19 protein-coding genes are annotated in these 20,310 nt (G+C 34.3%); 12 read left to right on the forward strand and 7 right to left on the reverse strand.

The window, feature by feature from the left end:
- Positions 1-84 precede the first annotated feature (84 nt).
- From DOS84_RS13810 to DOS84_RS13865, 11 genes are all read left to right on the forward strand, one after another.
- Entirely contained in the window at positions 85-807 is a 723-nt protein-coding gene (locus DOS84_RS13810; RefSeq protein WP_111410706.1) for an SAM-dependent methyltransferase, read from the forward strand.
- A gap of 195 nt (positions 808-1,002) precedes the next feature.
- Positions 1,003-1,848, forward strand: a complete 846-nt coding sequence (locus DOS84_RS13815; protein WP_111410707.1) for a tetratricopeptide repeat protein — start codon at positions 1,003-1,005, stop codon at positions 1,846-1,848.
- A 357-nt stretch (positions 1,849-2,205) separates the two neighbouring features.
- Positions 2,206-3,333, forward strand: a complete 1,128-nt coding sequence (locus tag DOS84_RS13825; RefSeq protein ID WP_111410708.1) for a methionine aminotransferase — start codon at positions 2,206-2,208, stop codon at positions 3,331-3,333.
- Positions 3,334-3,467: 134 nt separating this feature from the next.
- The gene (locus DOS84_RS13830; protein WP_165830441.1) at positions 3,468-4,349 is read left to right on the forward strand and encodes an SDR family oxidoreductase; all 882 of its coding nucleotides are present in this window, start codon (positions 3,468-3,470) and stop codon (positions 4,347-4,349) included.
- A gap of 257 nt (positions 4,350-4,606) precedes the next feature.
- Complete coding sequence (locus tag DOS84_RS13835) at positions 4,607-5,374, forward strand: ParA family protein (protein ID WP_111410709.1); 768 nt, start codon at positions 4,607-4,609, stop codon at positions 5,372-5,374.
- 4 nt (positions 5,375-5,378) lie between these two features.
- Positions 5,379-6,278, forward strand: a complete 900-nt coding sequence (locus tag DOS84_RS13840; RefSeq protein ID WP_111410710.1) for a ParB/RepB/Spo0J family partition protein — start codon at positions 5,379-5,381, stop codon at positions 6,276-6,278.
- Positions 6,278-6,838: a DUF5683 domain-containing protein gene (locus tag DOS84_RS13845; RefSeq protein WP_111410711.1), complete on the forward strand. Its 561-nt coding sequence runs from the start codon at positions 6,278-6,280 to the stop codon at positions 6,836-6,838. The genes DOS84_RS13840 and DOS84_RS13845 overlap by 1 nt, the downstream gene beginning before the upstream one ends.
- Before the next feature lie 46 nt (positions 6,839-6,884).
- Positions 6,885-7,595 carry a 4-hydroxy-tetrahydrodipicolinate reductase gene (gene dapB, locus DOS84_RS13850; protein ID WP_111410712.1) on the forward strand — a complete coding sequence of 237 codons (711 nt, stop codon included), beginning with the start codon at positions 6,885-6,887 and terminating at the stop codon, positions 7,593-7,595.
- An 83-nt stretch (positions 7,596-7,678) separates the two neighbouring features.
- Positions 7,679-9,241 carry a signal peptidase I gene (gene lepB, locus DOS84_RS13855; RefSeq protein ID WP_111410713.1) on the forward strand — a complete coding sequence of 521 codons (1,563 nt, stop codon included), beginning with the start codon at positions 7,679-7,681 and terminating at the stop codon, positions 9,239-9,241.
- A 12-nt stretch (positions 9,242-9,253) separates the two neighbouring features.
- Complete coding sequence (lepB, locus tag DOS84_RS13860; RefSeq protein WP_111410714.1) at positions 9,254-10,864, forward strand: signal peptidase I; 1,611 nt, start codon at positions 9,254-9,256, stop codon at positions 10,862-10,864.
- A 75-nt stretch (positions 10,865-10,939) separates the two neighbouring features.
- The gene (locus DOS84_RS13865; protein WP_111410715.1) at positions 10,940-11,563 is read left to right on the forward strand and encodes a WbqC family protein; all 624 of its coding nucleotides are present in this window, start codon (positions 10,940-10,942) and stop codon (positions 11,561-11,563) included.
- 96 nt (positions 11,564-11,659) lie between these two features.
- Here the strand turns inward: DOS84_RS13865 and DOS84_RS13870 are convergent, their stop codons facing one another.
- The 7 genes from DOS84_RS13870 to DOS84_RS13900 all read right to left on the reverse strand — a co-directional run bounded on the left by DOS84_RS13870 (position 11,660) and on the right by DOS84_RS13900 (position 18,777).
- Positions 11,660-12,706 carry an endonuclease/exonuclease/phosphatase family protein gene (locus tag DOS84_RS13870; RefSeq protein WP_111410716.1) on the reverse strand — a complete coding sequence of 349 codons (1,047 nt, stop codon included), beginning with the start codon at positions 12,704-12,706 and terminating at the stop codon, positions 11,660-11,662.
- Between the two features lie 69 nt (positions 12,707-12,775).
- Positions 12,776-13,636, reverse strand: coding sequence for a rhomboid family intramembrane serine protease (locus DOS84_RS13875; protein ID WP_111410717.1), 861 nt, complete (start codon positions 13,634-13,636; stop codon positions 12,776-12,778).
- A 53-nt stretch (positions 13,637-13,689) separates the two neighbouring features.
- Positions 13,690-14,448 (reverse strand): rhomboid family intramembrane serine protease, encoded by a 759-nt coding sequence (locus tag DOS84_RS13880; protein ID WP_111410718.1) that lies wholly within the window; start codon positions 14,446-14,448, stop codon positions 13,690-13,692.
- Entirely contained in the window at positions 14,445-16,337 is a 1,893-nt protein-coding gene (gene mutL, locus DOS84_RS13885; RefSeq protein WP_111410719.1) for a DNA mismatch repair endonuclease MutL, read from the reverse strand. The genes DOS84_RS13880 and mutL overlap by 4 nt, the downstream gene beginning before the upstream one ends.
- A gap of 152 nt (positions 16,338-16,489) precedes the next feature.
- Positions 16,490-17,218, reverse strand: a complete 729-nt coding sequence (locus DOS84_RS13890; RefSeq protein WP_111410720.1) for a DUF6624 domain-containing protein — start codon at positions 17,216-17,218, stop codon at positions 16,490-16,492.
- Between the two features lie 116 nt (positions 17,219-17,334).
- Positions 17,335-17,907 carry a 6,7-dimethyl-8-ribityllumazine synthase gene (gene ribH / locus DOS84_RS13895; protein WP_111410721.1) on the reverse strand — a complete coding sequence of 191 codons (573 nt, stop codon included), beginning with the start codon at positions 17,905-17,907 and terminating at the stop codon, positions 17,335-17,337.
- A 90-nt stretch (positions 17,908-17,997) separates the two neighbouring features.
- Complete coding sequence (locus DOS84_RS13900) at positions 17,998-18,777, reverse strand: tetratricopeptide repeat protein (protein ID WP_111410722.1); 780 nt, start codon at positions 18,775-18,777, stop codon at positions 17,998-18,000.
- A gap of 390 nt (positions 18,778-19,167) precedes the next feature.
- Between DOS84_RS13900 and recF the strand changes: the two genes are divergently transcribed.
- Positions 19,168-20,247, forward strand: a complete 1,080-nt coding sequence (gene recF / locus DOS84_RS13905) for a DNA replication/repair protein RecF (protein ID WP_111410723.1) — start codon at positions 19,168-19,170, stop codon at positions 20,245-20,247.
- Positions 20,248-20,310: the final 63 nt, after the last annotated feature.

The raw sequence follows: 20,310 nt of genomic DNA on the forward strand, positions 1-20,310 counted from the left end.
TTGCCCACAATGGCAAATACATTAGCCCAAAACCATTATTAGAAGACTACAAAATTGTATTTCTAATAACAGAAAGTCACATCTATGAAATCAGCACCTCTTTTTGGTAAACTATACTTAATTCCAACTACTATGGGCGATTGCGACCCGATGGACGTATTACCACAAACCATAAAAAGATGCGTTGATTTAATTGATCACTATGTGGTTGAGAACGACAAAACAGCTCGAAAATCAATAAAACTGACCAATCCTGACAAAAAGCAATCAGAGCTAAAGCTTTTTGTCCTCAACAAATACACCGAAGCCAAAGACCACCAAGAGTTTATCAAACCTCTTTTGGAAGGTAAAGACATGGGACTTATGAGCGAAGCAGGATGTCCAGGTGTAGCCGATCCTGGCGCTGTAATTGTAAAACTAGCCCATGACAAAGGAATTCAGGTTGTTCCACTTGTTGGCCCATCCTCCATATTATTAGCGATGATGGCATCCGGAATGAACGGTCAAAGTTTTACTTTCCATGGTTATCTACCCATTGAAAAAGACGAAAAAAGAGCCAGTTTCAAGAGTTTAGAACGCATATCTTTTGAAAAAAATCAGTCTCAGATTTTCATCGAAACACCGTATCGCAACAATAAACTGCTCGAAGATTTAATCCAGACATTACATCCCGACACATATTTATGTATCGCTGCCGATATTACTTTACCAACAGAATACATCAAAACAAAGAAAATTTCTGCTTGGAAAAAAGAAACTGTCGATTTACACAAACGACCCACTATTTTCATCATTCATAAAATGTAAGCAATTAGATTTATTGCACCATCTATTTATACAAACTTAAAATAGGAGGGTTTTCCACTACATATAAATTTATAAAGCAATAGGTTTATTTTTTTTTGAAAAAACAATTAGTCAACCGGAAACGGTATGATACAATTTTCTTAATTTTAAAAATAAATTTACAACTAAGCCTTCTTTTTAAGACCAGCAGTAATTATGAAAACCTTCATTTTAATTATAAGCTTTTTTATAAGCATTTGTTGTGTAGCTCAAGACAAATTAAATTTCAATTCAAAACCTATTGATTGCGAAAATAAATGGGTTGTCTTTTCATCTGACTCATTCGGTTCCTACAGCTATGGTTTTGTATACATGGACAGTCAAGCAGGTTTAACTCTCGATTTTGCTGGTTCACTCAAAATAAACAGCAATGAAAAATTTCTTATCAGTAAAAATGAAGCAGGACGCTCCATGAAAATCAGATTACAACCAAACAAATCATTAGTAGCAATCATTCCTGAATCTTATTTTGCCGAATTCGATATTTCAAAAACTCCCGATTGGCTCAAAGCATATCAAGAAGACGAAAACTCAACCAATAGGTTATTCATATGGGGCTCTACTTATAACATCTGGAACGAATGCGCTAAAGGATTGACATATTTAGAAAAAGTAAAAAAGATCGACCCAAATTACAAAGGACTTAAAACTGAGATTGCTTTTTCATATAATTGTTTAAAACAACCTCAAAATGCAATTAATATCCTGAAAGAAGCAATTAAACAAACGCCGGACGATGCTTATGCTTACAAAGAATTACTTTATTCACAAGTACATAACAACCAGCTCCCCGATGCACTAAAAACCTATTATAAAATAGAAAAGGATATAACCGACAAAACTTATAAATCTGAAAACGCATTTAATATTTTATGTGCATTCTACAGTCAGAATAACTTAAAAAAATTCAATGAGTGGATTAACCTAACTCAAATTGACAAAGACGATCGCTTTGGCCCTTACGTCGAGAAATTTAAAAAGGATTTGGAAAAGCTAAATTAGTTTTCAAAATTTCAATAATTAAAAACAAAGAAAATTTCAGTATGGTAAATAAAACTGTCGATTTACACAAACGCCCCACCATTTTCATCATCCATAAGATGTAATTAACAAAGCTCTTTTGGGCGTGCCACCATAAAAAAATTGGGACTACTTATCATACTGATGAGTAGTCCCAATTTTTTATGCTGTCGGGTCATCCGCTCCGCTCCGGCGGACTGCTCCTACCCCTCACGCAGCTCGCAGGAACATTTGTTACACATTAAACCATTGATTTTATTCCGAACATCATTCCTTCAAAAAAGAAAAAATCAGCTTAAAAAAACTACTTTTATACTCCTAAATAAATTAATTTATTACATGAGCAAACTTCCAAATGTAACGACCAGTATTTTTACGGTAATGTCCAAAATGGCGGCAGAACATAACGCAATCAATCTTTCACAAGGTTTTCCCAACTTTCCAGTTGACGAAAGATTAACTGAAATTGTTTCTCGATTGGCACATGAAGACGTTCACCAATACACGCCTATGTCTGGTTACCCTCCATTGTTGACAAAAATTGCAACATTGGTAAAATCATCTTACAATCGCAACATCCTTCCCGAAACCCAAATACTCATTACAGCTGGTGCAACCCAAGCCATATTCACCTCTTTATTGGCTTTGCTAAAACCAAACGATGAAGTAATTATTCTCGACCCAAGTTACGATTGTTACGAAGCCCCAATTTTGTTAAGTCAGGCAAAACCAATGCGGGTATCACTCAATGATGATTATACTCCCAACTGGAATGCTATTGCCAGCACATTTTCAGAGAAAACCAAAATGATTATCATCAATAATCCCCACAACCCTACAGGTAAAATTTTAAATGAATCAGATTTTGAAAAATTAGAATTACTTTTAGAAAAATACCCTAATGCATTATTGCTTTCTGATGAAGTTTACGAATACATTACTTTTGAACAAAAACACATTTCAACCCACACTCGACCCAAATTAATTGATCGCTGCATTACGATTTCCTCTTTTGGCAAATCTTTTCATGTAACAGGCTGGAAAATAGGCTATCTTGTAGCACCCGATTATTTGATTAAAGAAATCAAAAAAGTGCACCAATTTCTGGTCTTCAGCGTCAACAGTATTTGTCAAATAGCCGTTTCGGAATATCTGGATTTAGTGAACATAAACGAAATAAACTCGCTTTATCAAAAGAAAAGAGATTATTTTAGAACCTTATTAAAAAACAGCAGATTTAAATTAATGCCCTGTGAAGGAACCTATTTTCAAGTTGCATCTTATGCCAATATTTCAAAAGAAAATGATGTCGATTTTTGCAAACGATTAATTACTGAATATGGCGTCGCAGCAATTCCCATATCTACTTTTTATGAAAATGGAAAAGATTTAAAATTAATCCGGTTTTGTTTTGCCAAAGACAATCAAACTTTAGAAGAAGCCGCAAGAAGATTGACAGTAATATAGTTTCTAAGGGTCTACGTTTTTTTTAGCGTATATATTTTCTTTTCTTAGGAACTTAGAAACTTAAATACTTAAAAAAAATTATGCATGCATACTATTTTATTTTACTACATTTACGATACAAAAAAAAATAAATTATGAGTTATACCGATAAAATGTTGAGAGACGATGCTTTAAAAGGCAAAGTAATAGTAGTTACAGGAGGCGGAAGTGGCTTAGGGAAAGCAATGACCAAATATTTCTTGGAATTAGGGGCACAAGTAGCCATTACTTCGAGAGATTTGGAAAAACTAAAAAGCACTGCTCAAGAATTGGAAACCGAAACAGGAGGCACTTGTTTGCCGTTACAATGCGACGTTCGCCATTATGAAGAAGTCGAAAACATGCTTCAGGCAGTATTGAAAGCTTTTGGAAAAGTTGATGTGCTATTAAATAATGCCGCGGGAAATTTCATTTCACCAACTGAACGTTTATCAGCCAACGCCTTTGACACTGTTATTGATATTGTTTTAAAAGGAACAAAAAACTGTACTCTAGCCTTTGGAAAACATTGGATAGACACCAAACAAACTTCATCAACTGTCTTGAACATTGTCACTACTTATGCTTGGACTGGTTCGGCCTATGTAGTTCCAAGTGCTACTGCAAAAGCAGGAGTTCTGGCTATGACAAGAAGCCTTGCCGTAGAATGGGCAAAATATGGTATTCGTACCAACGCAATTGCTCCCGGACCGTTTCCTACCAAGGGAGCCTGGGATAGACTATTGCCTGGTGACCTCGCAGAGAAATTTGATATGGCCAAAAAAGTGCCGTTAAAAAGGGTTGGTGACCACCAAGAATTGGCCAATTTAGCCGCTTATTTAGTTTCTGACTTTTCTGCCTATGTCAATGGCGAAGTAGTTGTCATTGATGGAGGTGAATGGCTGAAAGGCGCGGGACAATTCAATTTATTGGAAGCAATTCCTGAAGAACTTTGGGATCAATTAGAAATGATGATTAAAGCGAAGAAAAGAAGTTAACAACTTGCAATATTCAAGGACTATCATCAATCGCACTTGAAAATAATTACGAATAAAAACTAAATAATAAATCAAAAGAAAGAGAACTATTTATACAGTTCTCTTTTTTCAGATATAATAGTAACCAAAAAAGCAAAGAATAGACAGTATTGATAAGATAAATTGGGAACTGTGAAAACTATTTGTTTTTGTTAACAAAATAGATTTTCAAAACCCATAAATAATTGTATTTTTACCGTTCAAAATTTAGAAAATAAATGGGCAAAATCATAGCGATTGCGAATCAGAAAGGTGGAGTTGGAAAGACAACTACTTCTATTAACCTAGCTGCTTCGTTGGGTGTTTTAGAAAAAAAAGTATTACTAATAGACGCTGATCCTCAGGCGAATGCTACTTCAGGTTTAGGTATTGATGTAGAAACCGTTGAAATTGGAACCTACCAAATTCTCGAACATAGTCACACCCCTTCAGAGGCCATCATAAAATGTTCCTCCCCAAATGTAGATGTAATTCCTGCACATATAGATCTTGTTGCGATTGAAATTGAACTGGTTGACAAAGAAAATAGAGAATACATGCTTAAAAAAGCATTGGAAAGCGTAAAAGATAAATATGACTATATCTTAATTGATTGCGCTCCATCTCTTGGACTTTTGACCTTGAATGCTTTGACTGCAGCAGATTCTGTGGTAATTCCAATTCAGTGCGAGTATTTTGCACTAGAAGGTTTGGGTAAATTATTAAATACCATAAAAAGCATTCAAAAAATCCACAATCCAGATTTGGACATTGAAGGTTTATTATTGACCATGTTTGATTCCAGATTGCGTTTATCTAACCAAGTAGTTGAAGAAGTTCAAAAACATTTTAACGATATGGTCTTTGAAACTGTAATACAAAGAAATGTAAAATTGAGCGAAGCACCTAGTTTTGGAGAAAGCATTATTAACTATGATGCTACCAGCAAAGGAGCTGTTAATTATATTCACTTAGCTCAAGAAATTATAAAGAAAAATAGTAAATAGTTGTATGTCAAAAGCAATAAAAAAACAAGCCTTAGGTAGAGGTTTATCTGCATTATTAAAAGATCCTGAGAACGATATTCAATCGGTAGAAGATAAAAATGCAGATAAAGTAGTAGGGAATATTATAGAGCTTGAAATTGATGCTATAGAAATAAATCCTTTTCAGCCCCGAAGCAATTTTAATGAGGAATCATTGCGCGAATTAGCCACTTCCATCAAGGAATTAGGCGTTATTCAGCCAATTACTGTCCGTAAATTAGACTTCAATAAATACCAGTTAATTTCTGGGGAACGTCGTTTACGCGCTTCCACATTAATTGGGCTTACAACAATACCTGCCTACATCCGTATTGCAAATGACAATGAGTCTTTAGTAATGGCATTGGTTGAGAACATCCAACGTCATGATTTGGATCCAATAGAGATTGCGCTTTCGTACCAACGTTTGATTGATGAAATCCAATTAACGCAAGAGCAAATGAGTGAAAGGGTTGGTAAAAAACGTTCTACTATTGCCAACTACTTGAGACTTTTAAAATTAGACCCAATTATTCAAACCGGAATCCGTGATGGTTTTATAAGTATGGGTCACGGTCGTGCTATCATCAACATTGAAGATCATGATGTTCAGACCAATATTTATCAAAAAATAGTAAGTCAAAATCTGTCAGTAAGGGAGACCGAAACTTTGGTGAAAAATTATCACGAAAGTTTAAAACCAAAACCAGCTATTCCAACAAAAACTTCTTCTTTTGAAATTAATGATGAAGATGTGAGTACTTTCAACAAGTATTTCGGAACAAAAATAGATGTAAAAGTTGCTGGCAATGGAAAAGGAAAAATCACGATTCCTTTTCATTCTGAAGAAGACTTCAACAGAATTATAAAATTAATAGAAGGGTAGTGAATAAAATCATATCCATAGGGCTATTGCTTTTTCTTTTAGGAAACGCTTCGGTTTTTGCACAAGCAAAAACCGAAGCTGTTTTAAAGCCAAAAGACACTTTAAAATCAATAGAGATAGACCCTTTGACACCTGCAAAAGCCGCTTTCTATTCGGCTATTTTACCTGGTTTAGGCCAAGCATATAATAAAAAATACTGGAAAATTCCTTTAGTTTATGGAGCTATGGGGACCAGTTTGTATCTATATGTTGACAATAAAAAAAAATACAACGAATATAGAGATGCCTACAAAAGTCGTTTAGCAGGTAATCCAGACCCTAATTACGACTATCTCTCTGACAAGCAGTTAATATCGGCTCAAGAGTTTTACCAAAGAAACGCTTCGTTATCAGGACTTTTTGTAATTGGCTTTTATGTATTAAACATTATAGATGCCAACGTTGACGCAGCCTTAATACAATTTAATGTGAATCAGAGTTTATCTTTTCAACCAGAAATAACTCCAGATCCTGTAACATTAAAATCAAATTTAGGACTAACACTTAATTATCGTTTTTAGATTCGAACAATCTTCGTTTCTTTTTAAAAATCAAAAATATACACAAATGAAAATTGCGCTTTTAGGATACGGAAAAATGGGTCATGTAATTGAAAGATTTGCTTTAGAAAGAGGACATGAAATTGTTTTGAAAAAAGACGAATTTAACACCTATGAGGGGCTTTCCTCTGCAGATGTTGCTATCGATTTCAGCGTACCTTCAGCTGCAGTAAGCAATATTTCTAGTTGCTTTCATGCCAATGTCCCAGTAGTTTCAGGAACAACAGGATGGTTAGAACATTATGATGAAATGATTGCTCTTTGCAAAGAAAAAAATGGAGGATTTATCTCTAGCTCCAACTTTAGTCTTGGGGTGAATTTATTTTTTGAATTCAATGAATATTTAGCCAAAATCATGTCCCAATTTGATCATTACAAAGTAGAAATGGAAGAAATTCATCATGATCAAAAACTAGATGCACCAAGCGGAACTGCTATTTCATTAGCCAAAGGCATTATTGAAAACAGTAATTATACAAATTGGACATTAGATGATGCCCCAAAAGAAAACGAGATTCATATAGAGGCAGTAAGAGTGGGAACAGTTCCAGGGACTCATACTGTAACCTACAATTCTGAGGTGGATTCCATCGAAATAAAACACACAGCACACAATCGTGAAGGTTTTGCATTGGGCGCCGTAATAGCTGCCGAATGGCTTGCTGGAAAACAAGGTGTTTATACAATGAAAGATGTATTGAATTTAAATACTAAATAGAAAAGAATCAAGTTCCAAATAATAAAACCCCAAACTTCTAATAGAAATTTGATCTAAAAATCTAAAGCTTAAAATCTAAAATTATGACACTATATCTCTGGTTTGTATTCTTTTTGGCCGTTCAGGTTATTCATTTCTTAGGAACTTGGAAAATATATGAAAGCGCAGGAAGAAAACGTTGGGAAGCAGCAATTCCAGTTTACAATGCAATTGTTTTAATGAAAATAATCGGTCGACCAACTTGGTGGACACTTTTACTTTTTATTCCAATCATTAACCTGATTATGTTTCCTGTTATTTGGGTAGAAACTATTCGCAGTTTTGGTAAAAAATCCTTTTTAGATACAGTACTTGTTATTGGAACCTTAGGATTTTACATTTATTATCTCAATTATACCCAAACTTTAAATTACGAAGCGGATAGAAATTTAAGCCCTGACCATAAAGCAGCTGATACGATTAGCTCATTACTTTTTGCAGTGATTGTGGCTACTATTGTTCACACCTATTTTATCCAGCCTTATACTATTCCTACTTCTTCATTAGAGAAATCCTTGTTGGTTGGTGACTTTTTGTTTGTGAGTAAAATGAATTATGGAGCGAGAGTTCCAATGACAACTGTAGCCATGCCAATGGTACATGATACTATTCCATTAACCAAAAGAAAATCTTATTTGACTTGGCCTCAATTGCCATATTTTAGGCTTCCAGGTTTTCAAACCATCAACCGTACCGATATTGTTGTTTTCAACTGGCCAGCAGATACCGTATACAAATTCAGGGACCGATCTGGATTAAGAGTAGACAAGCCAATTGACAAAAAATCGAATTATGTAAAACGTTGTGTTGGTGTCCCTGGTGATAGCTTATCCATAAAAGACGGATTAGTTTACATCAACGGAAAAGAATTAATTTTACCGGAACGAGCTAAACCACAGTTCTCCTACAATGTAGTTTTGGATGGTAAAACACCTATTGACTTTGAATATCTTTTCAAAGACATGGACATCACTGATGGAGCCGGTTTCTTAAACCAACAAACAAGAGACACTTTATTCATCAGCGCCTTGACTGCTGCTGGAGCCGAAAGACTAAAGCATGTTCCAGGAATCACTGCTGTAAACCGAATTATTTCCAAAAATGTTGAAGATGGTATTTTCCCACACATCAACAAATGGAACCGAGATAATTTTGGTCCAATTTATATCCCACAAAAAGGAAAAACTATTGCCTTAAACCTAGAAACTTTGCCTTTCTACAAAACCATCATAACCGATTACGAAAAAAAGGATTTGAAAGTAAACGGTAATGAGATTAGAATTAACGGTAAAGTAGCCACAACATACACTTTTGACCAAAATTATTATTGGATGATGGGAGACAACCGACATAACTCTGAAGACAGTCGTTACTGGGGTTACGTTCCCGAAAATCATATAGTAGGAAAGCCAATTTTTATCTGGATGAGTATCGATGGAATTAATGGCCCTAAAAGTAATTGGAAAGTTCGTTGGGACAGGGTATTCACAACTGTTAGCGGTGAAGGACAACCTCAATCTTATTTTAAATACTTCCTGATTGCCCTAGCTGCTTTTTTTGTTGGTGAGTATTTCTGGAAAAAAAGAAAAGCGAAAAAAGAATTATAAAATAAGGCTAGTATGTCAATATACCAATGGTTTCTTTTTTTTCTGTTCATACAAATAGTCCATTTTTTAGGAACATGGAAACTATATGAAATTGCAGGCAGAAAACGCTGGGAGGCTTTAATTCCAGTTTACAATGCAATCATTTTGATGAAAATCATTGGCAGACCTACTTGGTGGACTGTTCTACTATTTATTCCAATCATCAATCTTATCATGTTTCCCGTAATTTGGGTCGAAACAATAAGAAGCTTCGGAAAGAATTCGAGGTTAGATACCTTTTTGGTCATTGTCACTTTAGGTTTTTACATTTATTACCTGAGTTACACACAAAAATTAAATTACAAAGCAGAGCGAAAATTAAAGCCCGAGAATAAAACATCCGATACAGTTAGTTCTCTACTTTTTGCTGTTATTGTTGCTACTTTGGTTCACACCTACATTATACAGCCATTTACGATTCCGTCTTCTTCATTAGAAAAGACATTATACATTGGTGATTTTTTATTTGTAAGTAAATTAAATTTCGGGGCAAGAGCTCCTATGACGGCAATTGCGTTGCCTATGGTGCATGATTCAATCCCGTTTTTAGGCATTAAATCATACCTGTTCAATGATGATATTACAAAAAAAGAAACTTCGCTTTTGAACAAGTTCCAATTACCCTATTTTAGGTTCCCAGCTATTGAAACGATTGCACGCAATGAAATTGTAGTGTTTAATCAGCCCGCGGATACTTTATTGGATATGGATAATTTTAAACCTGCAAGAAATTATTACAAACCGATTGATAAAAAAACAAATTTAGTAAAACGCTGTGTTGCTATACCTGGAGATTCTTTGGAGATTCGTGAAGGAGACGTTTACATCAATGGGAAACTAAGCAAATTACCAGAAAGTGCAAAACTCCAATATAACTTTTTTGTAAATACTCAAGGGACAAGTATGGATCAAAACTCGCTAGTAAACATGTATGGCGCTAGAGATGGTTTGAAGGATGCGAATGGAAATTTTGGATTGACCAATAATGGCGAATATGTATTAACTTTAACCGATAACGAAGCAGTCAGAATAGCTAACAATCCGGTAGTTAAAAGTGTCAAAAAGTATTTACTCCCAAAAGGAGAAGATGGCGATGTATTTCCTCACATTCATTCTTTAGGATGGAACATAGACAATTTTGGACCTATTTATATTCCTAAAAAAGGAGTGATAATTAAATTAGACAAAACAACACTTCCATTTTACAAACGCATCATTCAGGAATACGAAAAAAACACATTGCAGATTGACGGTGATAAAATTATAATAAACGGAAAATCAGCTAACAGTTATACTTTTAAACAAGATTATTATTGGATGATGGGAGATAATCGTCAAAACTCTTTAGACGCAAGATTTTGGGGATATGTTCCTTTTGATCACGTAGTTGGCAAACCAGTGTTCATTTGGTTCAGTTGGGATAAAGATGGAAAAGGAATTCAGAAAGTAAGATGGAATCGAGTTTTCTCTTTTGTAAATAATGGGGAACCCAAATCTTATTTGATTTACTTCTTAATCGCTCTAGCAGCCTTCTTCGTTGGTGAGTATTTTTGGAAAAAAAGAAAAGAAAAGAAAGTAGTTTAGAAGTATATATTATTTAGGAGCTTTAGATTACATCACTAAGCCTTCTAAACTCCTAATTTCAAAACCTTAAAAGCAATGAATATTTTAATACACCCCTCCTATTTTCCGTCGGTAAGCCATTTTGTTGCTATGGCTCAATCGGACAGTATTACATTTGAAATGGAGGATAATTTTCAAAAACAAACCAATCGCAACAGAACTTACATTTATAGTCCAAATGGTATTCAGTTATTAAACATCCCAATAAAGCATTCTAATTTAGCACATCAAAAGACAAAAGATATTAAAATAGAACCCGAGTTTGATTGGCAAAAACAGCATTTCAAATCGCTGGAAGCTGCTTACAGAAGTTCTCCTTTTTTTGAGTATTTTGAAGATGATTTGCTTCCTATATTTCAAAAGAAGTATACATTTTTGATGGATCTCAATTTTGAAGCATTAGAAATAACATGCAAGTGTTTGCGAATGAAATTAGAATTTGACACCACTATTGAATATTTCCACGAAATAAACAACAATCAAACGAGCGATTTTCGATATTTGGTAAACGGAAAAAAAGATCATTCTGTTTTTGAGTCCTACACTCAAGTATTCGATGACAAATTCGGGTTTTTGAACAATCTAAGCGTTCTTGATTTATTATTTAATGAGGGGAAATTTGCCATGGATTATTTAAAAAATCAAGTTCTTATCAAATAAAACTCAATACTCTACAATTAGTTTAAAACTACAAACCCTTCCTAAATTAAAATATATTTAGGAAGGGTTTATAATTTTTCTAAAAGAAAATTAAAACTATTTCATAGATAACTTTGCCATAATGGGATAGTGATCTGAGTTTTGAAATTCGGGAAAGCTTTCAAATTGTTTGACTTCCATAGTTTCGTCGGCAAAAATATAATCTATTCGGGCTGGATAATACTTAAACTTATAAGTAGCACCAAAACCTACTCCAGCTTCTTCAAAACTATCTTTCAATTTTCCTTTTATATTTCTATACACGTATGAAAAAGCGCTGTTATTCATATCGCCACAGATAATAATTGGGTATTTGCAGTTCTTTTCGTGCTCTTTAAAGATAGCCGCCTGCTCTTGTTGTTGCGTAAACGCTTTACTGATTCGTATAAAAAGAAACTTGGATTTTTGTTGGTCAATTGCATCTATATTTTCGGAAATTTCGTTGACATCCGGCGAAATTTTTATGGACTGCAAATGCATATTATAAACTCGTATAATGTCTTTTCCCTTTTTAATATCTGCATAAACCACATTGTTATTTGACTTTGGAAATACAATATTTCCATGCTCAATGATAGGGAATTTAGAAAATATTGCCTGGCCCGTTTTAATTTGTTTTCCCTCCATCAAAACAAATTTATAGGGATATACTTTTAGATCAATATTCGCAGAATTTGAAAACTCTTGGATGCATAATATGTCTGGATTTTCATTATTGATAAATTCTAAAATCACATCTGGAATATCGTCACGATCCAACCATTTAAAAACATTAAACAATCTTACGTTATAACTCATAACCGTAAAATCTTTATCGCTTTCCTCAAATTCTTTGGCAGAAAATTTATAAAACTTATTAAAAAAAGTAATCCCAACCAAAAGGACAAGGCCTGATAAAATCATGCGTTTTTTAAATTGAATTCCCCAATACAAGAAGAACAATCCATTCGCTAAAAAAAACAAAGGCATGAATAGAGTAAAAACCGATAAAAGAGGAAAAAATTTTGGCGCCAAAAATGGTAGTAAATAGGCGATGAATGTTAGCACAATAAGTACTAAATTCAAAAAAAACATTCCTTTATTAAACCATGAAAGGTTCTTCATTTTTACTGCGTTTTAAACTTTAAGATCAAAAGTTCACGATTTACACTTCAATATTTAGATAAAAATAGGCTATTTTCCGGCTTGAAACAAGAATTCTTTTTCTTCTTGGCTCAAACTTTCATAACCAGACTTACTAATTTTGTCCAAAATCTCGTCTATCTGCTGTTGTTTTTTATCTTTTACGACTATTTTTGAAATCGGTTTTTCGATTGGTTTTCTATAATTTTTATGCACTTTTTTGAAAGGTGTCTGCTGTTTTTTAAATAAATTAGTAAAGAAATCTAAAATGGCACTAACTATTTTACTCAAATCAATTCCGCTTTGAAGCAATTTAATATATGAAAAACCAAAAAAAGCGCCTGCCAAATGAGAAATATGTCCACCCGAATTCTCCAATCGGAATTGCATTAAATCCAAAATAATAATTACTGCTGTAATATGCCATAATTTCACATTCCCAACAAGTAACAATCTTACATTCATCAAAGGGCTATAAGTCGTTACCGCAACTAAAATAGCCATGATAGCCGCCGATGCACCAATTATAGATCCACTGTAATGCAATAGATTAAACCCTAGAACAAAAATCAATCCAGAAAAAATGGCGCTTAAAACATACAGTCCCAAATACTGTTTTGAGGAAAAAAAAGTCAAAAATAAGTAACTCGCAAAATTCAGTACCATCATATTAAAAAGCAAATGAAAAAATCCATCATGAAAAAAAGCATACGATAGAAAAGTCCATGGTTTCAATACAAAAACAGTAGGTTCTGATGACAAAGCGATCCAATTGGGAAAGTCAAAAGCCCCAATCTTAAATTGATAGAAAAAAACTAGGGATACCAAAAAGCAACCTATATTCCAATAGATCATCTTTAAGGCGATACCACCTAATTTATATTGCATTTTCAAATCGTCTAAGATGTTCATATTTGATAGAATCAGTTATGGGTTATCAATTTGTCTTTTAAGAATTTAAGGCATTAATTCCAACGATGGCTATCGAACTGATTTTTCTTCCAATACCACATCATCAAATAACCAACCAATGCACCTCCAAGGTGTGCAAAATGGGCAATTCCACTCGATCCACCAAACAAGGAGCCTCCAGAAACACCCAAATATAAATCAATTAATAACAATCCTGGAACAAAATACTTTGCTTTGATTGGAATTGGAATAAACATTAAGGCCAATTCAGCATTAGGAAACATAAAAGCAAAAGCCACTAATAAGCCGTAAATAGCTCCGGAAGCTCCTACAACATTTCCTAAATAAGCTCCCATAAATGCTTGAAAATCGGAAGGAGTTAATAACTCCTGCCATTTAGTATCGAATTTTCCCTCGCTTAATATTTTTAATATTTCAACCTTTTGATACCCATTCTCTATCAGGAGATTAATCCCATTTTCAAAAAAATAATAATTCACAGCAGTGTGTAATAAAGCCGCTCCTAAACCGCAGGAAATATAAAAAAACACAAACTTTTTACCACCCCAAAAGTGTTCTAATGCAGAGCCAAAAGAATACAAAGCAAACATATTGAAAGCAATATGCATAATATTAGGCAATGGTGCATGCATGAACATATGCGTGAAAATTTGCCAAAAATGAAAATCGGGACTCTCGAAAAAATACATTGAAAGTAATTTATAGGCAGGCTCACCAACAATCATTGAGCCTATATAAAACAATATATTTATAATTAACAACTGTTTTACTGTAGGTGTAATATTCATCATAATGCAAATTTTTTATCTAAGTCTTCCACACGCATGGTGATGAAAGTAGGTTTTTGAAATGGGGAAACATTCGGGTCTTTGCAGGCGAAAAGTCCATTTACTAAATTTTCCTGTTCTTTTTCAGTCAAATAAGCACCCGTTTTGACAGCCAAACTTTTGGCCATCGATTTGGCAATAGTATCATTCTGACTGAAACTATTCTCCGGAATTCCGTTATGCAAATCACTTAATAACTGATCTAAAACCGCAGCAACTTCGCTCTCCGTAATATTAACCGGAATACCCGAAATCACGATATGATCGGGATTTGACTCCTCAAAAACAAAGCCCGTATTTACTAATGACTGCTGAAGCTCTGCAATAAGTTCCATTTCGGTCGCTGAGTAAAACAAATTAATAGGAAACAACAATTGCTGACTTGAGGCATGCTGAACTGTCATGTTCACTAGAAATTGTTCATACAGCACACGTTGATGCGCTCTGCTTTGATCCACAATTACCATTCCGGATTTTATAGGAGAAACTATGTATTTTTTATGAATTTGATAGGTTTTATGAACCGTTTGCTCCACTTCCTCATCATCGAATAAAGATGAAGTTACCTCTTCATTTTCAAAGGTAAATTCGTTATTCTCAAAAGTATATTCATTGTTGCTTGAAGCAAATTCGTTACCCCCAGAAACAACTGCCGTATCATGTTTCACTCCTACATACAAACTCTCCCAACTGGCTGTTGGTTCTACTTTTTTATACGTTGAAAAAAGCTTATTGGGTTTATCTTCTGCAAAAGGATTAAAATTTGTGTCTATTTGGATAGTTGGCACTTCTGCATCTAGGTTTTTGTAATGATAAGGTGTGTCCAAATTGGCATCTCTTTCAAAATCCAAAACGGGAGCCACATTAAACTGTCCCAAACTGTGTTTTATCGAAGCTCTTAGAATAGCATACATCGCACTTTCGTTATCAAACTTGATTTCAGTTTTTGTGGGATGTATATTGATATCGATGGTATTTGGTGGCACCGTTAAATACAAGTAATAACTGGGCTGGGAACCATCTTTCAAAATCCCTTCATAAGCAGCCATAACAGCATGGTGCAAATAGGGGCTTTTTATGAAACGGTCATTAACAAAGAAAAACTGCTCCCCCCTATTTTTTTTAGCAAATTCAGGTTTGCTTACAAAACCCTGAATATTCATCATCTCCGTATCTTCAACAACAGGAACTAATTTTTCATTGGTTTTTCCACCAAAAAAATTTACAATTCGCTGTCTTAAACTAGATGGAGGCAAATTGTACATATCGCTACCATTGTGGTAAAACGTAAAATGAATTTTGGGATGTGCCAAAGCCACTCGCTGAAATTCATCAATTATATGGCGATATTCAACCGTATCCGATTTCAGGAAATTACGTCTCGCTGGAATATTAAAAAATAAGTTTTTGACAGCAAATGAAGTTCCTTTAGGTAAAACTGCCACATCTTGGGACATGAATTTACTCCCTTCAATAACGATGTGAGTTCCTAATTCTTCCTGCTCCAATTTGGTTTTCATTTCCATATGGGCAATCGCCGCAATAGAAGCCAAAGCTTCTCCTCGAAATCCTTTGGTATGTAATGAAAATAAATCTTCGGCCTGGCGAATCTTGGAAGTAGCATGACGTTCAAAACACATACGTGCATCTGTAACATTCATTCCCGAACCATTATCAATAACTTGTACCAAAGACTTTCCGGCATCTTTAATAATCAACTTAATGTCTGTTGCTTTTGCATCTACCGCATTTTCCAATAGTTCTTTTACTACTGAAGCAGGTCTTTGCACCACTTCTCCAGCGGCAATTTGGTTGGCAACATGATCAGGAAGCAGTTGAATTATACTCGACATTAAATAACTTATTTTAATTTATGGGGACTATTTTTAAAAATCAAAGGAGGACAAATTTAAGGAATTTCTGTTGGGTTTTACCTCTTTGGCAGTCATAAAAAAAAGCAAATTTAAATCGAAAGCTAACCCTTTTAAAACCAATAGCAATACTATTATTCTTTTATGGTTAATTGCTTTATTTCTTCAAGGGAGTATCGTTTATAAACTATTCCCATTCTTTTTGCGTTCTCTTCTACAGTAGTGGTAAAACCAGCTTCCTTCCTCATTTCATTTACGGATTCTGCGTTTTGGATTGGCCAAATATAATGCCAAAATTGTTTCTTGCCCGATGTCGGATTCAAAATATACATACCGGCCCCTTGAGTCCCGTAAAGCTGTTCCTTTCCTTCTTGCATCAACATTCTGTCGTGCATCATGGCAACTTTGGTAAAGGGTATTTCATTGCTTGCTCCGGCTTCCTGAATCAAGGGGAAATAATCAGCTATTTTTTTGCTGTGCTGAATCACAAACCAAGCTGCTTCATTTGTAGGTTCTCCAACCAATGTTTTACCCGGATAACCATATTTTGCGATAATTTCCTCAATCCTTATAAGATTAATGGAATCACGATTATTCATTATCATATACACCTTACCATTTGCTAAATCGTCTTTTGAATAACCTGTTTCATTAAGTATCTGTAATTTTCTACTATCGGTAGTTTCAGAATCGATATATTCTCTAAGAATTTGGTCAGATTTGTAAATCCCATCCAACTCCTTTTTCAAGTTTTCATCAATAGTTCCTTGTGCATGACTGAATCCAAATACAAACAACAAAAAAACCAGCGAATATCTATTTAAAATCGAAACTTTCATTTCCTGCATTAAAACGTTCAACATCAAATATAACAAATTAAGAAGATTCAGTCAAATTCCATCAATCATAAAAAAAGCATAAAAAAAACCTATACCATTCCATGAACGATATAGGTTTTTTAAAATTTTAAAACTATTTGTTATTCTTCTATTTGCAAAGGCAAATTTTCAATTCGCAAAGCACCGGAAGACAACAAATGTTGATTATCAATTGGATGCGTCAAAGAAGCTTGTTGACGAATATAAGCCATTTTTATGGCCGCTATAGCCGCTTCAGTACCTTTGTTTCCATGAATACCACCACTTCTGTCAATCGATTGTTGTATATTATCATCTGTCAATACACAAAAAATAACCGGAATATCCGTTTGAACATTCAAATCTTTAATTCCTTGGGTTACTCCCTCGCATACAAAATCAAAGTGTTTTGTTTGCCCTTGAATCACACATCCAATGGCAATTACAGCATCCACATTTTGAGTTTGTAACATTTTTTTTGAACCATATATCAACTCAAAACTCCCGGGAACATTCCAACGGATAATGTGATGAGGAGGTACTTCATTTTCTAATAAAGCAGCAAGCGCTCCATTATAAAGCCCTTCTGTGATAGTATCATTCCATTCTGAAACAACAATCCCAAAGCGAAAGTCTTTCGCGTTTGGGACTGTGTTTTTATCGTAATCCGATAAATTTTTATTTACGGTAGCCATTTCTATTTTAGAATTTAGATTTTAGAATTCAGATTTCAGATAATAAAGATAGAACTTTGAAACCATAAACCAACAATCCTAAATCATTTTTTACTCTTGTGACAAACCTATCAAACCATCCACTGTAGCAGCTTCAGGAGCGTTTTCATAATTTTCTTTAATATCTGTAAAATATTTCAAAGCATCTGCTTTATTTCCTAAAGCCAAAGCAACTTTACCAGCTTTCATCAAGAAACGTGGAGTAGTGAAGTCATTTTTACTGGCTTCAACCGCTTTAATATAGTTCTCCAAAGCTTCTTTTGGTTGATTTTTTTGAGAGTAAGCATCTCCGATAGCTCCTTTTGCCAAAGCGCTCAACATTAAATCACTTGAACTAAATTTACCTAGATAATTAATAGCTTCATCATATTTACCTGTATTCAAGTAAGCGATTCCAGCATAATAGTTAGCCAAGTTTCCAGCAGCTGTTCCAGAATATTCATCAGCGATTTTTACAAATCCAAATTTACCTTCAGATCCATTCAATGCCAATTTGTACAATGAATCACTTGCAACACCGTTAGTCGCTTTCTCAAAGTTAGATTGCGCAACAAACATTTCGTTAGCAGCATCATCTTCTTTAGGATTAGCGATAAATTTTTGATAAGCAAAATATCCAACAGTTACCAATGTAATAGCACCTACAACCCCAATTATAATTTTTTGATTCTTAGCAACCCAGTCTTCTGTTTTAGAAGCTGTTTCGTCTAATTTCGAAAAAACCTCAGCCGTAGCACTGTCTTTTTCGTCAATCAATACATTTTCAACTGCATCGTCTTTTACTTCCTTTTCTTTTGGTGTTTTATATCCTCTTTTACTGTAAGTAGCCATTTAAAATTTAATTTAGTGAACGGCAAAAATAAAATTTTTATTCTAATGCACGTAAAAAAAATGAATTTTATATTAAAATTTAGAAAAATATTTTTAATCCCTTATTTTCACTGAAAAAACACCCCCTAATATCCGAATAATCAGGGCGTGCCACCAGCTAGAAAAAAGGGCTATTCACTTTGTCGTCAGGGCCCTTTTTCCTAGCTACTGTCGGGCTATCCGCGCTACTTCGGTAGCTAGCTTCTATCCCTCACGCGAGCGAACGGACGTAGTAAAAAAATGAAAACACAATTTCCCATCTTTTATATCGATATTTTTCAATAATTTGCACCCTCTTAGAAACCGTCCAAAAAAAGGCTCCAAAGTCAACAATTCCAGCAAGAACTTCAGATGTATTTAAAAAAAATATCCTTATTCAATTACAAAAACTTTTCCGAAGCCAATTTCGAATTTGACAGCAAAATCAATTGTTTTGTGGGCAAAAACGGCATCGGAAAAACCAATGTATTGGATGCCATTTATCATTTGTCGTATGGAAAAAGTTATTTCAATCCGCTTGCCGTTCAAAACATCAAACACGGCGAAGAGTTTTTTGTAATTGACGCCGAATTCGAAAAAAACGAAAGAACCGAGCAAATTGTCTGCAGTCTCAAAAAAGGCCAAAAAAAAATACTGAAACGCAACGGAAAAGCATACGATAAATTCTCAGACCACATCGGTTTCATCCCTTTGGTTATTATTTCCCCAGCGGACAGAGATTTAATTGTGGAAGGAAGCGAAACCCGAAGAAAATTTATGGACAGCGTGATATCTCAATTGGATCCACACTATCTGCAACAACTCATCCAATATCAAAAGGTAATGAGCCAACGCAATGCCTTATTAAAGTATTTTGCACTGAACCATATTTATGATAATGATACCTTATCTATATATAATGAACAGCTAACCGAATTTGGCCAATCCATTTTCGAAAAAAGAAAAGCGTTCATCGCCGAGTTCATTCCCATTTTCAACTTTCATCATCACAATATTACCGGCTCGCAAGAATCCGTTCAGCTAATTTATGAAAGTCATTTATTCGAAAATGATTTATTGACGCTCTTACAGCAAAGCATCAACAAAGACCGAATCTTACAATACACCAGCATGGGTATCCATAAAGATGACCTCTCTTTTGAAATCGACAATTATCCAATCAAGAAATTTGGTTCACAAGGACAGCAAAAATCATTTTTGATTGCCTTAAAACTTGCACAATTTGAATTCCTAAAAAAACAAAGTGGTGTAAAACCTATTCTACTTTTTGACGATATCTTCGATAAATTAGACGAAAATCGAGTATCTAAAATCATCGAAATGGTCAACAACGATACCTTTGGACAACTTTTTATATCAGACACACATCCCGAACGCACGGAAGCAATCGTAAAATCGACGCTTCAGAGTTATACTATTTTCAATTTGTAACTTTTATTTAAGATTACTTAAAGATTCAAAAAAGCAAAAAATGCTTAATTTTACACAAATATT

The organism is Flavobacterium aquariorum (genome assembly GCF_003254745.1).
Lineage (GTDB): Bacteria > Bacteroidota > Bacteroidia > Flavobacteriales > Flavobacteriaceae > Flavobacterium > Flavobacterium aquariorum.

What these genes read in the sequence shown, in the direction of transcription:
- DOS84_RS13890 (WP_111410720.1), bottom strand. Translation starts at nt 17,218, where the DNA reads ATGTTGAACGTTTTAATGCAGGAAATGAAAGTTTCGATTTTAAATAGA.
- ribH (WP_111410721.1), bottom strand. Translation starts at nt 17,907, where the DNA reads ATGGCTACCGTAAATAAAAATTTATCGGATTACGATAAAAACACAGTC.
- DOS84_RS13825 (WP_111410708.1), top strand. Translation starts at nt 2,206, where the DNA reads ATGAGCAAACTTCCAAATGTAACGACCAGTATTTTTACGGTAATGTCC.
- DOS84_RS13830 (WP_165830441.1), top strand. Translation starts at nt 3,468, where the DNA reads ATGAGTTATACCGATAAAATGTTGAGAGACGATGCTTTAAAAGGCAAA.
- DOS84_RS13840 (WP_111410710.1), top strand. Translation starts at nt 5,379, where the DNA reads ATGTCAAAAGCAATAAAAAAACAAGCCTTAGGTAGAGGTTTATCTGCA.
- recF (WP_111410723.1), top strand. Translation starts at nt 19,168, where the DNA reads ATGTATTTAAAAAAAATATCCTTATTCAATTACAAAAACTTTTCCGAA.
- DOS84_RS13835 (WP_111410709.1), top strand. Translation starts at nt 4,607, where the DNA reads ATGGGCAAAATCATAGCGATTGCGAATCAGAAAGGTGGAGTTGGAAAG.
- DOS84_RS13875 (WP_111410717.1), bottom strand. Translation starts at nt 13,636, where the DNA reads ATGAACATCTTAGACGATTTGAAAATGCAATATAAATTAGGTGGTATC.
- lepB (WP_111410714.1), top strand. Translation starts at nt 9,254, where the DNA reads ATGTCAATATACCAATGGTTTCTTTTTTTTCTGTTCATACAAATAGTC.
- DOS84_RS13880 (WP_111410718.1), bottom strand. Translation starts at nt 14,448, where the DNA reads ATGATGAATATTACACCTACAGTAAAACAGTTGTTAATTATAAATATA.
- DOS84_RS13815 (WP_111410707.1), top strand. Translation starts at nt 1,003, where the DNA reads ATGAAAACCTTCATTTTAATTATAAGCTTTTTTATAAGCATTTGTTGT.
- DOS84_RS13870 (WP_111410716.1), bottom strand. Translation starts at nt 12,706, where the DNA reads ATGAAGAACCTTTCATGGTTTAATAAAGGAATGTTTTTTTTGAATTTA.
- lepB (WP_111410713.1), top strand. Translation starts at nt 7,679, where the DNA reads ATGACACTATATCTCTGGTTTGTATTCTTTTTGGCCGTTCAGGTTATT.
- DOS84_RS13900 (WP_111410722.1), bottom strand. Translation starts at nt 18,777, where the DNA reads ATGGCTACTTACAGTAAAAGAGGATATAAAACACCAAAAGAAAAGGAA.
- mutL (WP_111410719.1), bottom strand. Translation starts at nt 16,337, where the DNA reads ATGTCGAGTATAATTCAACTGCTTCCTGATCATGTTGCCAACCAAATT.
- DOS84_RS13865 (WP_111410715.1), top strand. Translation starts at nt 10,940, where the DNA reads ATGAATATTTTAATACACCCCTCCTATTTTCCGTCGGTAAGCCATTTT.
- dapB (WP_111410712.1), top strand. Translation starts at nt 6,885, where the DNA reads ATGAAAATTGCGCTTTTAGGATACGGAAAAATGGGTCATGTAATTGAA.
- DOS84_RS13810 (WP_111410706.1), top strand. Translation starts at nt 85, where the DNA reads ATGAAATCAGCACCTCTTTTTGGTAAACTATACTTAATTCCAACTACT.